Annotated in this window: 10 protein-coding genes; 4 read left to right on the top strand and 6 right to left on the bottom strand. The window is 46.3% G+C overall.

Annotation, left to right across the window (positions count from 1 at the left end; all coding sequences use genetic code 11):
* The first annotated feature begins 27 nt into the window (after positions 1-27).
* On the top strand, positions 28-2,565 hold the full coding sequence (locus AAHN97_RS25350; RefSeq protein ID WP_343304883.1) for a DUF3857 domain-containing protein: 2,538 nt from the start codon (positions 28-30) through the stop codon (positions 2,563-2,565).
* A gap of 31 nt (positions 2,566-2,596) precedes the next feature.
* On the opposite strand, the gene AAHN97_RS25345 is transcribed toward AAHN97_RS25350, so the two are convergent.
* The 5 genes from AAHN97_RS25345 to AAHN97_RS25325 form a co-directional block, all read right to left on the bottom strand.
* A complete protein-coding gene (locus AAHN97_RS25345) occupies positions 2,597-2,920 on the bottom strand; it encodes a Dabb family protein (RefSeq protein ID WP_343304882.1) in 324 nt (107 codons plus the stop codon).
* 6 nt (positions 2,921-2,926) lie between these two features.
* A complete protein-coding gene (locus tag AAHN97_RS25340) occupies positions 2,927-4,234 on the bottom strand; it encodes a metal-dependent hydrolase family protein (protein ID WP_343304881.1) in 1,308 nt (435 codons plus the stop codon).
* A gap of 10 nt (positions 4,235-4,244) precedes the next feature.
* Complete coding sequence (locus tag AAHN97_RS25335) at positions 4,245-5,432, bottom strand: FtsX-like permease family protein (RefSeq protein WP_343304880.1); 1,188 nt, start codon at positions 5,430-5,432, stop codon at positions 4,245-4,247.
* A 1-nt stretch (position 5,433) separates the two neighbouring features.
* Complete coding sequence (locus tag AAHN97_RS25330; protein ID WP_343304879.1) at positions 5,434-6,084, bottom strand: ATP-binding cassette domain-containing protein; 651 nt, start codon at positions 6,082-6,084, stop codon at positions 5,434-5,436.
* Between the two features lie 91 nt (positions 6,085-6,175).
* The gene (locus AAHN97_RS25325) at positions 6,176-7,915 is read right to left on the bottom strand and encodes a DUF4836 family protein (RefSeq protein ID WP_343304878.1); all 1,740 of its coding nucleotides are present in this window, start codon (positions 7,913-7,915) and stop codon (positions 6,176-6,178) included.
* Between the two features lie 170 nt (positions 7,916-8,085).
* Between AAHN97_RS25325 and AAHN97_RS25320 the strand changes: the two genes are divergently transcribed.
* The 3 genes from AAHN97_RS25320 to AAHN97_RS25310 all read left to right on the top strand — a co-directional run bounded on the left by AAHN97_RS25320 (position 8,086) and on the right by AAHN97_RS25310 (position 13,809).
* A complete protein-coding gene (locus AAHN97_RS25320) occupies positions 8,086-8,370 on the top strand; it encodes a YciI family protein (RefSeq protein WP_343304877.1) in 285 nt (94 codons plus the stop codon).
* Between the two features lie 470 nt (positions 8,371-8,840).
* Entirely contained in the window at positions 8,841-12,080 is a 3,240-nt protein-coding gene (locus AAHN97_RS25315) for a SusC/RagA family TonB-linked outer membrane protein (RefSeq protein WP_343304876.1), read from the top strand.
* Between the two features lie 16 nt (positions 12,081-12,096).
* Positions 12,097-13,809: a RagB/SusD family nutrient uptake outer membrane protein gene (locus AAHN97_RS25310; protein WP_343304875.1), complete on the top strand. Its 1,713-nt coding sequence runs from the start codon at positions 12,097-12,099 to the stop codon at positions 13,807-13,809.
* Positions 13,810-13,969: 160 nt separating this feature from the next.
* On the opposite strand, the gene msrB is transcribed toward AAHN97_RS25310, so the two are convergent.
* Complete coding sequence (gene msrB, locus AAHN97_RS25305; RefSeq protein WP_343304874.1) at positions 13,970-14,434, bottom strand: peptide-methionine (R)-S-oxide reductase MsrB; 465 nt, start codon at positions 14,432-14,434, stop codon at positions 13,970-13,972.
* Between the last annotated feature and the right edge of the window lie 199 nt (positions 14,435-14,633).

Genomic DNA, 14,633 nt, shown 5'->3' with positions numbered 1-14,633 from the left:
GCAGAGAATTTAAAAATATTTATTCCCATGTACCGCTATTCCTTCCTGTTACTACTGCTACTCTTGCCTGCGCTTGGTTGGGCGCAGGGAAAGAATTTTTCCACGGCCGCAAAGCCGGGATGGCTCGTTCCCTACAAGCCGGATGCTTCTTTAACCACCAGCACAAAAGACGTCAGCGAAGGTTATTACCTGTTGCTGTTTGAAGAACAATACCACGTTGAACAAAAAACCATCTACCGGCATATCATCCGCGATATCGTTTCTGAAGCCGGTATACAGAACGGCTCACAGATCAATGTTTCCTATAATCCGGAATATGAAAAGCTGCTGTTCCACGAAGTGCTGATCCGCCGGAATGGAGAGATCATTAACCGCCTTACGCCCGGTAAATTCAAGATCCTTCAGAAAGAGGAAGAACTATCCCTGCATATTTACAGCGGTACATACGATGCTTTTTACCTGGTAGAAGATGTGCGGAAGGGAGATCAGATTGAATATGCTTATTCTGTTACGGGGGAGAATCCCATTTTCGCCAACAAGTTTTCTGAAATACTCTATCTCACTTCATACGAACCGGTCACCAATTTTTACAAGGCGCTGATCGCAAGTCCTGCCCGGAAGTTACATTTCAAAGCCTTCAACAATGCGCCGGAACCGGCAAAGCGGTCCATGAACGGCCTTGACCTGTATGAGTGGAACCTGGGCAATAAAGTGGACATACTGGACCCGGAAGACTACCAACCCTCCTGGTATACGGGTTACCCGCATTATGAGATCAGCGAGTATAACAGCTGGAAAGAAGTCATCGACTGGGCGGCAAAAGTGAATGATGTGTCTTTAGCTGGTACAGAATTACAATCCCGTATTGCACAGATCAAAAAGCTGGCGGGAGATGATAAAGAGAAATATCTGCTGGAAGCCATTCGTTTTGTGCAGGACGATATCCGGTATATGGGCATAGAAATGGGAGAATATTCTCATCGCCCTAATATGCCGGAAAAGGTGTGCAGGCAACGGTTTGGAGATTGTAAAGATAAATCCCTGCTGCTATGTGCCCTCCTTCGTGCAAATGGTATCACAGCCTATATGGCTTATGTGAACACCAGCCTGAAAGGAAAGGTGGAAGAAGAGCAGCCCAGCCCGGGCCGTTTCAATCACGTGATCGCAAAAGTGCTTTTAAATGATCAGACGTATTGGGTAGACGCCACTTTTTCCTTACAGCGTGGAAGCCTGAAAAACCGCTACAATCCTGAATTCAGGAAAGCCCTGGTATTAGGAGATGGCTCTACCACATTAACAGATATCCCACTGAAAAACTTTGGCAAACTGGTGGTGAACGAAGATATCACGCTGGCTGATTTTGATAATGACTCTGCCAGGCTCACGGTGCTTACAGAATATACCGGTTTGTATGCAGACAATCTCCGCTCCATGGTGGCCAACACCAGCATGAAGAACTTAGAGACCAGCTACCAGGATTTCTACAAGAAGATCTATGGAAAAGTAACCCTGCTGGATTCTATCCGTATCACTGATCTTGCTGAAGAGAACAAGATCAAAGTAGAAGAAAAGTACAGGATAGAAGAACCCTGGAAGATAGACAGCGCCAATAATAACAGGCTTTCTTTCACCAGCAGCGCGCATATCCTTAAGGATAAAATAATCATTGTGAATGAGAGCCGGAAAACGCCTGTAACTCTGCTTTTCCCGAATGAACTGAAGTATAATATCTCCATAAAATTCCCGGAACCCTGGTCGCTGGATGCAAAATCCTACACCTTAGATAGTAAGTACTATACGTTTACATTCACACCAATCCTGAATAATAAGATCATTTCCCTGAAATATGATTTCGAGGCTAAGAGTGATCATATTCCCACAGAGGGAATGAAACAATACATCAAAGACATGGATGAACTGGTGAACTCCACCGGGTATGTTTTTAGCTATGATCCTTCCAAAGCCGCAAAAGGAAATACCGGATCTTCCGGGATCAACTGGCTGGTATTATTCCTGGCAGTGGCCAGTGGTGCCTTTTTTATTTACCTCGCAACGAAATATTATAAACGCTCTGTTCCAAAGCTGCATCCTACTGATCAGGCCTGGGCAATCAGTGGCTGGTTAGCGTTATTGGGGATTGGTGTGTCTATCGGACCAGTGGTTCTGCTGGTAGGTCTCTTTCAGGTGGAAACATTCCAGAATACGGTATGGACTAACCTGAGCATCGCCTATCCCGATAAGAACCTTTCCCTGATGCAGTTATTCCTGATCCTGGAAGTGGTGGGCAATGTGTTCCTGGTTGTACTCAGCTGTTTAATGCCTTTCCTCTATTTCCGCAGGAGAGACCTTTTCCCGCGTACCATGGTCTTTATGCTGGCATTCAATGTAGTGTTCATAATACTTGATTACATCGCCACAGATGCTATATTCGATACACATGTACTGGCAGAAAACGCGAAAGAATTTGTGAGGCCAATAGTGGCTGCTGTTATATGGATCCCATATCTGCTGGTGTCCGAGCGGGTCAAACATACTTTCATTGTGCCTTACGATGAGGAAGCATAAAAAAACGGGGCTTAAAGGCCCCGTTTCAATTTTATAGCTGGATAGTTTCCGAATCAAAGATCACTACTTTCTCCCAGAGGTGATTGCAGTTCTCAATGAATTTCAGATGCACCGGGTGTTCCTGGTAAATATCGTGCCCGGCTTCATCGTTAAAAACGGTGAGCAGGCAATAGCTGTAACTCCTGTCTATTACCGGACGGTCTGTCTTTGCGGGTTTGCCTACATTGAATACCAGCAGGCTCTCTATTTTTCCCAGCGCGCTTACTCCTTCTTCAAATGCCCTTACATCTGCGGCAGACAAGTCAGGTTTGAGATAGAAGTTTACAACGTGCACGAATTTTCTTGTGTAAGGCATGACTCTTTATTTTTGAACAGTGGACAAGTTACTGGTTCCCTGCTTAAAAATCAAGCCGTCTTTCATCACAAAGCTCACCTGCCCCATGGCCTGGATATCTTTCAGCGGATCTCCGTTAACGGCTGTGAAGTCTGCTATCTTTCCTGCTTCTACGCTTCCCAGCTGTTCTTCCATGCCCAGTAATTGTGCTGCTTTAATGGTTGCGGATTTAATGGCATCCATAGCAGGCATTCCGCTTTCCACCATATAAGTGAATTCAAGCCAGTTGCGGCCATGCATATATACACCTGCATCTGTACCAAATGCGATCTTCACTCCTTTCTTCCAGGCTTTGGCGAAAGTTTGCTGGATCATTGGACCAATGGATTCAGCTTTGGGTTTTACGATCTCAGGATAATAACCGGGGATCTTGGCAGAATCTGCTACAGAACGGCCTGCAGTGATAGTGGGTACATACCAGGTGCCGTGTTTAATAGCCAGGGCCATACCCTCATCGTCCATTTTGGTGCCATGCTCTATTGAATTAACCCCTGCACGGATAGCTCTTTTAATGCCTTCCGCACCATGCGCATGAGCGGCCACTTTCATGTTGTAGTCCTTTGCAGTACTAACAATCGCCTGCAGTTCCTCTTCCGTGAACTGGGGACTGCTGCCATCTTTTGCCACACTCAATACACCACCGGTTGCGGTGATCTTAATAAGGTCCGATCCATTTTTATATGCCTGCCTTACAGCTTTGCGGCATTCGTCCGGGCCATTTACAACACCGGCTTCAGGTCCCGGATCTCCCATCAGGTCTTTACGGAATCCATTGGTTGGGTCAGCATGGCCACCGGTAGTGGCAATGGATTTTCCTGCCGTGAAAACACGCGGGCCTATGATCAGGCCTTTGTTGATGGCATTGCGAAGTGCGATGTTCACACCGGAACCACCAAGGTCTCTTACGGTTGTAAAACCTGTAAGCAAAGTGCGTTCTGCATACCGAACACTGAGGTAGGCAAGGTCAGCAGGGTTTTGTGTAAATTTATCCGAATACGCGGTTTTACTGGTTTCTGATTCTAAATGCACATGCATGTCCATCCAGCCGGGCATAACGCTTTGCGTTTTCAGGTCTATCACTTTATCACCTGCACCGGGTGTTATATAACCCGGCTTTACCTCCAGGATCTTTTTGCCTTCAATGATCACAGACATTTGCTGACGGGGTTTGTCAGACACACCATCTATCAGGGTGCCGCAATGCAGGATTGTTTTCTGCGCAAAGGCAGTGCTCATGCATGCAAGGGAAACAAGTAGGAACAGGGTCTTTTTCATAATGAGAGATTTACATACCAGCAATATGCTTTTTTACCGACCTGAGATTTACGATATACACCAGCAACAGGATCACGGCCGTGGCAACAACAGCTGCAATCCCCGGCATGGCAGACACAAACATCTTGTGTTTTGCCAGGATCCCTGAAACCCACCATTGCAATCCAGCCACCAGCACCAGGGCCAGTAAGCCTATCACAATATACAAAGGCACAAACTGTTTCAGCAGGTATCTCTGTAACTGTCGCGGGGCAGCTCCTAATGTGATCAATAACCTGATCTCCTTCCGGCAGGATTCTATCACTAACTGGATGAACATACTGAACACCAGCAGCGCAAAGATCAGTAATACCAATCCAAAGAAGCCCACTACGCTTACAATGGTTTGTACTATAACACGGGTTTTACTGAAACGCGTTTTTTCTCTATTGGTGGAGTAGTTATGTGTATCCAGGTATTTACTGAGTATAGGATCGCTCGGGTCTTTGGATTTGATGATCACCCTCGAAGGGGCTTTGACTTTACCTGTCCCGAAAGCCACATTACCCCATTCCATTAAAGACAGGGGTACCAGTACTGTGGAAATACGATCTGAGAATCCTACGATCCTCGCTGCAAAACGACCACTGCGCATGCCCTGGCTGATCACAACGCTGGGAGATAATGTTTTAATGGTTTCTTCAGAGAACTGCGGCATACCGTTGCCCATGGCAAATCCAAAGTTGAACATATCCAGGAAACTACTGGGTATGATCACAGGGATCTCCTGCTGGCCCTCCGTCCATTTCCAGTCTGTGGACTTCACATCAATAAAACTATCCGGTACTGCTTCAAAGAAGAGTTCCGAGGTGATGCCCAGTTTATCCATTTCCAGCTTTACACTGAAATCTGCTGCAGTAACAATGCCGAAGCCGTTCACAAAAGGTTGTGCGGCCAGGTCTTTAATTTCTTCAGGAGTGAAGGTGCTCATTTCCGGCCTGCCCATCATATCGTTCGTGATCTTTTTATTGATCACCAGGAAGTCTGCCGTTTCGTTCTCATTCTTCTCGCTGTGCAATAGTTCGTTAAAGTTCTGATGCACCTGCAGGGCCACGAGTATCAGCAGCATGGCTATTCCCAGGCCAATAGCGGCCATCCAGAAACGTCCTTTGCCAACGCCGGTGCGGATGATCTTTTTGAGTATCTGATAAAACTGCATGTTATAAATGATAGGTCAGGTGATAGTCGAAATGTTGATCATGATCGAGGTCTGTAAGAACGAAGCCGGCTTTGCGGGCACTGCATTCTTCTGCGATCAGTTTGGCTGCTTTGGTAGCATTGGCTTCATCCAGGTGGCTGAACGGTTCGTCCATCATCAGCCATTCGAAAGGTTGCATGAGTGCCCTGATAATGGCAATCCGCTGTCTTTCCCCGTAAGATAAAGTAGCGCCACTCTGGTTGAGTACATGGCTTACGCCCAGGCGGTCTGCCATTTCCTTTATCTTTTCTGCCGGGTAGTAAGGCTCCGGCTGCATCACTCTTTTCAGTTCTATATTCTCCAAAGCCGTAAGCTGATCAAACAGGCGGAGGTCCTGGAATATTACGCTGATCTGTTGCTGGCGCATAACGGCCAGCTGATCTTTGGAATATGAGGGCCAGGGCTTATCATTGATGCGGATAGTTCCGGTATAGTCGTACCGGATATTGTACAGGTAATGTACCAGCGTGGTTTTACCGGTACCGGAAGGTGCCTTGATCTTAATGAATTGTGCGGGCGAAAACGTAATGTCGCGGTTCCAGATGTCCGACTGCTGCTGCAATACTTTATCGCGCAGCGGAACGGGCACTACCGCAGATAACTGGATCTGCATGTACTTTCTGTTTGAAAGAATAAATATAACGATAAATAAAAAGCTGCCCCGTTATGGAGCAGCTTTTTAAACAAGGATAATATTGCCTTTATTAATTAGTTGCCGGTGCTGCTGGTACAGCCACAGCCGTAGAGTCAACTACCACAGCAGAATCAACTACCGCAGCATCACCACCCCATGCAGCTTCCTGCTCTTTCTTATGTGCGCTGTAGTAAGCGAACATTTTCTTAGAGAAGTTAACGATCTGCACCAGGGTGTTCTGATTTTCATTTTTGAAGTTCAGTTCCATGGTAGAGCGCTGAGATTTGCCATTGCTGGGTTCTGTAGATACGGTAAAGTCTTTCAGGAGACCTTTCACATCGTTCAGTACGCTGTCTGGCAGTTTCATTTCTTCAGCAGGCAGGTTGTTTACCAGTTTTTCTACGCTCAGGTACATGCTCATTACATTACCTTTTGCTTTATCCAGCACACCTGCGTCCAGTTTTACTTTGGATTTACCTTCTGAGTAAGAAGTCAGCAGACCATTATCAGAAGCTGCGAGGATGCGTTTATCATTGATAGATACTGCTACTTCACCCATTGGTTGGTTGGGTACATATTCAGTGCCTTGTTTGGTGAACATCTGACCTACCATCGGCGTGTTCATTACTTTTTCGAAAGCTGCTTTATCGCCTACTTTCATGCTGAACACCCATTTAACTTCGGGTTTGGTTACTTTATAAGTACTGTCCCATTCAGAAGGTTTGCTTACTACGCTGAAATCAGAAGCTACCAGTGCAATTTCACCTGTGAAGGCTTTCAGGATATCATCCAGGGTAAGACCGGTTTCGGCCAGGCCCATGTTAGCAAAACCATCCATACCCATCAGTTTGATGATATCTCCCAGCATGCGCAGGTCAAAGTTCATCAGGGCAAAACCTAATACGTTTTCAGAAGGATAAGTTTCCAGTGCACTGATGTTCACTTTCTCCATTGGATATTTCTTCATAATATCCTGGATCTCTTTCCCTGCATATGCAAGGCTGTTCACCTTGATCTTGCCATTCTCGAAATGCGCTGCAGCAGTTTGATAAGAACCTGCAGTGAGTTTCTTGATATTGGTAGTAACCAGTGCGGCCATACCAGAAGGTGTTCCCGGATTGAAAGCATAGATCTGCTCGCTGCTCATCCAGAAGAAAACATCTCCTTTTTCTTTTTGTACCTCTTTGAAAGATTCGATAGTACCTACAGACTCATCTGCTTTCAGGTGAAAGAGGCCATTCAGTACCTCTACCCATGCTTTTTCGTCTGCTTCAGTACCCGTGGCATTAGCAACACCCACATCTCCGGTAAATTCAAATTTGTTAGGATTTATCACAAATACGCCGATGATCGTTTCTTTGTTGAAACCTACCAGGCCTTCTTTATCAACGATGTATTTAAAGTCTGTTCCTGCTTTAACCTCTTTTTTAGATTTCTCTTTGATGAAGGCTTCAAACTTAGCGGCATCGTCAAGCTTTGCAACAACAGAAGCATAGCTCTTGCCTTTTTCACCGGGAACCAGTGCGATATATACATCGCCTTTCAGGTCAACGCCGGAATTCTCTGCTTCTTTCAGCGCTTTGGACAGTTTGTTGGAAGTATCCTTGTCCTGTACGGCTTCGAATATTTTATCAACAGAAAGGCCTTCTTTTACCAGCTTGTCCTGAATTTGCTTAGAGTTGATCCCGAAAACGAGCGCAGCTGTTTTAGGAATATGTTTGCCTCCTTCCGGAGTCTTGGAACAGGCGGTTAACAACAAGACCGCTGCACCGAAAATCATGAGGAGTGCACTTGTAGTCGTTCTTTTCATAGAGAGAAAGATGTTAAATGGATTTGAAAATTACCGTCAAAAATACAATGTTTTTTGCTAATACGTTTAAAAAATTGTTAGGAAGGCAGTACGGGTAGCAGGTATCAACAATTTGTCTACCTTTGTAAATATTCTGATTTTTAACCATTTACTGAAAGACCGACAAAACTATGTATCTGATCCTGGTTCAATACATCCGCCCCTTAGCGGCCATAGACCACTATATCGAGGCGCACAACGCTTTCCTGGAAAAACAGTACAGGGAAGGTAAGTTCATTCTTTCGGGAAGGCGGAAGCCCCGTACCGGAGGTATTATTCTCTGTAAGGCTACCAGCCGCCGCGAGGTAGAAGCAATCCTGGCAGAAGACCCTTTCGACAAGTTTCAACTGGCTGTTTACGACATCATTGAGTTCGAGCCAAATATCTATGCTGAATTAGCAGACCTCAGTTCCTAAGCTTTTCCCTTCCCTACGTTCTTTCCCCCAATTTTTCTTAACTGACCGCAATTTACATTGCCGGCGTAAAATTTAATTGCAAAACTTATCCTGAAAAGCTTCCTATTTTAAAATTTAGTTTGTAATTTCAATTACCGCCCATCCGTGATAAACGCCATTACCCTGTTTTATTAACCATTTAAACCCGAGCACGTTTACAAAGAAAAACTATCTTTTCATTATTAACCTAACACGCGTTTATGAAAAAAGGACCTTCTGTATCATGCCCACCGGGCACAATTAGCCAATTCTATTACCAAATCTGAATCAGAGATGTTGACCAGGGGGAAACCCGTTCTTTCACTTTAAACTCAAAAGGCATGAAGAAAAAAACCGTACCACCTGCGGTGTAAAAACTGCGCGCATTCGCTATGCTAAATCGATTTTGTTAACCGGGAGGAACCAAATTTTCCATCCTAAACTAAACATGTATGTACTTCCACGTAAACTGCAGTGCCCGCAGGCACTTAGCCGTATGGCTACTCCTATTCCTGTGCTCAACCACCTGGGCGCAATCTGTAAGCATTACCGGTAAAGTAACCGGCAGTCTTGATAAAACACCTCTGCCCGGCGTAACGGTTGTCATCAAAGGTACCAGCCAGGGCACGGTAACTGATCCTACCGGCACCTACAAGATCACAGCCCCCTCCGGCAGCACGCTTCTTTTCTCTTTTATAGGTTTCATGCCTAAAGAAGTAAAAATAAGTGGCGCAACACAACTCGATGTAGAGCTGACAGAAAATGCCGGTACACTCAATGAAGTTGTGGTAACAGGCTATGGCAGCCAATCTAAAAAGGATATCACAGGCGCAGTTGCCACCGTTAATGTAAAACAACTGCTCTCTGCCCCTGCCACTAATGTGGGCCAGGCTTTGCAGGGACGCGTTGCAGGAGTTACGGTTGGAAATGAAAATGCGCCAGGCGGAAATGTGATGGTCCGCATCCGCGGATACGGTACCATCAATGATAACTCCCCGCTTTATGTAATTGACGGTGTTCCCACCAAAGGCAACCTGAACACACTCAACCTGAATGATATTGAAACCATGCAGGTATTGAAGGATGCCTCTGCATCCTCCATCTATGGCTCCCGTGCAGGGAATGGCGTGGTGATCATCACCACCAAAAAAGGAAAGATCGGAAGGCCAAGGCTCACGTATGATATGTATTATGGTACACAAAGGCCCGGAGAATTCCTCGACCTGCTGAATACCACTGAATATGCAAGCCTGCTCTGGGAATCACGTATCAATGCAGGAAACGTTGATCCTGTAACGGGTTTCCCCAAACACGCGCAGTTTGGCAGCGGCGCCAATCCTGTTACACCGGATTATATTTTCCCGGATGGCGCTTCTGCAAACGATCCGCGGGTAAACCCCGCCAACTACAGTACAGATATAGATGGGGCGGACTTCAAAAAAACAAAATGGCTGATCACCAAAGCCAATAAAGCAGGGACCAACTGGATGGATGAGATCTTTGATCCGGCACCCATTCAATCCCACCAGGTGGGCGTTTCCGGGGGAACAGATGGTGGCCGCTATGCTATGAGCCTCGGTTATTATGATCAGAAAGGGATTATGATCCATACCGGTTTCAAACGTTACTCCCTCCGCGCCAATACAGAATTTAATATCAACAAAAGGTTCCGCGCGGGAGAGAACTTACAGGTTTCTTACAGCGAAAGAGTAGGTCAGCCTGCCGGTAACCAGAATGAAGGAAACCCTGTTTCCTTCGCTTACCGCATGCAGCCCATCATCCCGGTATATGATATCATGGGGAATTTTGCAGGAACAAAAGGCGGCGACCTGGATAATGCAAAGAACCCCGTAGCGGCATTGTACCGTAACAAGGACAATGTGGGGAAAGAGATAAGGCTGTTCGGTAATGCTTACCTGGAAGCGGATATCTTACCTAATCTTACCGCACGTACGAGTATTGGTATAGACTATAGTAATTTCAATATCCGTACCTATACTATCCGGGATATTGAATCTTCTGAATCTGCCTCCAACAGTAATCTCAGCACAAATAACAACTACGAGGCCACCTGGACCTGGTATAACACGCTTACATATAAATTCCAGCTGGGCGCCTTACATCGTTTCAACCTGATCGTAGGTACGGAGTCTATTGGCAATTATGCGGAAGCATTTGCAGCGGGCCGTGCCGGTTTCTTTGTGGATGACCTGGACAATCGTTACCTGGATGCAGGCAACGGCGGAACTTCCACCAACAGCGGCAGCGCCTCCAACTGGCGGCTGGCTTCTGAATTCAGCAAGCTGAACTATGTGTATAACGACAGGTACCTGCTGGACCTTACGCTCCGTCGTGATCGATCTTCCCGTTTTTCCGAACAGTTCAGGGTGGCCTATTTCCCTGCGGCCAGTGTGGGATGGCGTTTATCTGAAGAAGATTTCATGAAGGGCGTTTCCTTTGTGAACGACCTGAAATTAAGGGCGGCATATGGCCAGACGGGTAACCAGGAGATAGGTAACTATAATGCGTACACGTTCTTCGGCACCAATCCCACCACTTCTTTCTATGACCTGAACGGTTCCCGCACTTCTGCATTGCAGGGATATGATCTCACGCAGTTCGGGAATCTCCGCGCGAAGTGGGAAACCACCAGTTCGCTGGACATCGGCGTGGATGCCAGTATGATGAAAGGTAGACTGGGTTTTAATTTCGACTGGTTCCGCCGTAAAACCACAGACATGTTATTCCCCGTTGAATTACAGTTCACACAAGGTATTGCCACAAATCCATTCAGGAACATCGGCTCGATGGTGAACAAGGGGATTGAGCTGGGCATCAGTTTTCTCAGTGATGCCGCAGGAGGAGATTTCACATATGATATCAACCTGAATTTCTCGAGCTACCGAAATAATGTTGAAGTAACAGATGGCAATCCCAAGACCCGTTACTTTGGCTTCACAACCCGCCTTCCATCCATGACAGTTACCCAGGCCGGCTACCCCATTTCTTCTTTTTTCGGTTACGTGATAGATGGCATCTTTCAAACAGATGCTGAAGGTGCAAAACATGCCGCACAGTTTGGCGGCGGTGCCAATAATAAAGCCGGCCAGTTTATTTTCCGCGACCTGGACTCCAATAATGTGATCAATGCAGATGACCGTACCATCATTGGCAGTCCCCATCCTGATTTCAGTTATGGTGTTAACGTACAGCTTGGCTATAAGAATTTTGGGCTAACGCTTTTTGCGCAGGGAGTACAGGGCAACAAGATCTTCAACTATGTGCGTTACTGGACAGACTTCCCCACTTTTGCCGGGAACCGCAGCCGCCGCATGCTGGAAGACTCCTGGCGGCCGGGAAAAACAAACGCCCTCCTGCCCCAATTACGGTCGAATGATGTGATCAGCAGTAACCCTTCCACTTATTACCTGGAAAATGGTTCTTACCTGCGGATGAAGAATGTGCAGCTGTCTTATAAACTCCCTGCCAGCCTGATCAAACGGGTAGGCATTGAGCAGTTGCAGGTTTATCTGCAGGCGCAGAACCTTTTCACGATCACAAAGTACACAGGCCTGGACCCTGAGATCAACCTGCGTGCTTACAGTCCTAATAACGACAGGCACATGGGCGTGGATGAAGGAGCTTATCCCACATCCAAAGTATACCTGATCGGCGCAAACCTTACTTTCTAAATTCAAACTTACTGTTATGCACATACGTAAAATAATAATGGCCATGGTGCTGTTGCTGCTTGCTGTTTCCTGCGGAGATGGTTTCCTGGATGTAAAACCGAAAGGCGTATTACTCCCTGAGCAGCTCAATAACCGAAAAGGTGTGAACGCGTTGCTGATTGCGGCTTATTCTTTGGTAGATGGTGTTGGTTCCGGGGGTACTTCCTGGCATGGTTCTGCGGATAACTGGATCTATGGCAGTGTGGCCTCTGATGATGCTTATAAAGGTTCCACCTCTGGGGACCAGCCGGAAATATCTTTTATTGAAACACGGAAAATATTACCGGACAATGGTCATTTCCGTGGAAAATGGCGTGCGGTATATGATGGTGTAGCCAGGTGTAATGATGTACTGATCGCACTTTCAAAAGCTACGGACATCCCTGATGCGGAAAAACCGCTGATCGCTGCGGAGGCTCGTTTCCTGCGGGGGCACTTTCATTTTGAAGCAAAAAAGATGTTCAAAAATGTGCCCTATGTAGATGAAAAAACCTACAACCCGGAAGATCCAAACAGTACCAAACTGCCCAATACAGAAGAGATCTGGCCAAAGATCGGGGAAGACCTGCTTTTTGCTTATCAGCAATTGCCACCCAGGCAAACGCAAAAAGGCCGTGCTACAAAGTGGGCAGCATCTGCCCTGCTGGCAAAGGCTTACCTGTTCCAGCAAAAGTATGCGGAGGCCAAACCTTTGCTGGATGAGATCATGACCCAGGGAGGATATATTTTAACAGAACGGTATGCAGATAATTTCCGGGCCGCCACAAACAACAATAGCGAATCCATTTTTGAAGTAGAACATTCCGTGAATGATGGCGCGGGAGGAGGTGAAAATGGCAACCAGGGCGCTACGTTGAATTATCCTTATGGTGGGCCCACTACCTGCTGCGGGTTCTTTCAACCTTCGCAGAACCTGGTGAATGCATTTAAAACAGATGCGAATGGCTTACCCTTACTGGATAACTTCAACGATGCAGATGTAACCAACGACCAGGGAATTGAATCTACAGCTCCCTTCACACCTTATGCCGGTACGCTGGATGCAAGGCTGGATTGGACGGTTGGCCGGAGAGGTATTCCCTTCCTCGATCATGGCGATCATCCGGGTAAAGCTTACGTCAGGGACCAGGCTTATGCGGGGCCTTATTCTCCTAAAAAACACCTGTTCTATAAATCAGATATCGGCAGCGCCACCTTTAACAGTAACCCGCGGTTGAATGCTAACAACTATAGAATGATCCGTTATTCTCATGTGATCCTCTGGCTGGCAGAATGTGAAATAGAACTGGGCGGGCTGGAGAGAGCAAGAGAACTGGTGAATATGATCCGCACGCGCGCATTAAATCCTGTAGGATTTGTGAAAAAAGTGGATGGCAGCAATGCAGCGAACTATAAGGTGGGTTTGTACACTGCAGCCTGGGCAGATCCTGTGATGGCAAGGAAAGCAGTACGTTTTGAAGAGCGTTTGGAGTTTGGCATGGAAGGCCACCGGTTCTTTGACCTGGTGCGCTGGGGGATTGCAGACCTTACATTGAATGCCTATTATGATAAAGAAAAACTGAAACGAACTTATTTGAATGGGGTGTTATTCGAGAAAGGCAAACATGAATATTATCCTATACCGGCGCAGGAGATCCTTAACAGCACTAAGGATGGCCAGGCCACGCTGAAGCAGAACCCTAATTATTAATTCAGGAAGAGCCCGTTTGTGTAAGCACAAGCGGGTTCTTCTCTTATGGAAATATTATCCTGTAAGACATTCGCTTATCTATAAAACTGAGAGCTTAAGCCGGTACAGGGGTTTGTTCCGGAGGCATTCATAGGGGAGGTTCGGTTTTCCAATAAACGATTTACTCCTTCTCTTTAAACTTCTTTTCCGCGTCCTGTGCCTTGTCAAAATCCAGGATAACGGAATTGATGCAATAACGCAAACCTGTTGGTGGCGGTCCATCATCAAAAACGTGTCCGAGATGTGCTTTACATCTGCCACATTGCACTTCGGTACGTGTCATACCATGTGAATTGTCCGGCGTGTAGATCACACTCGTTTTACTGATGGGCTGGTAAAAACTCGGCCAGCCACAGCCGCTTTCAAACTTTGTGTCTGACACAAAAAGCGGATTGCCGCAAGCGGCGCAATAGTAAGTACCTTTTTCTTTGGAGTTCCAGTATTTACCTGTGAACGCCCACTCAGTTCCTTTTTGTCTCGCTATTTCATAAACGTCTTTTGGCAAGGCTTTTTTCCACTCTTCGTCGGTTAGGTTTACTTTACTAGTATCCGTGCGGGAGTACGCAGGATTCTTTTTTTCTTCCATTGGTTTCGTTTTAGCTCCGTTTTGAGAGTAAGTACAGTGGCTGATTATTAAACTAAGGCATAAAAATAGCAGATTACTTGTCTTCATGTTAACTATTGATTATGTGTTAACTACGTCTTAACACCAAGATTAATACTAAGGGCATAGTTGCGGCGTGGCAGGTCAATATTAAAGTTACGAAATGCTGGGACGATTGGTT

It is taken from the genome of Chitinophaga niabensis (assembly GCF_039545795.1).
Lineage (GTDB): Bacteria > Bacteroidota > Bacteroidia > Chitinophagales > Chitinophagaceae > Chitinophaga > Chitinophaga niabensis_B.
This window is presented reverse-complemented; position numbering and strand designations above follow the sequence as displayed.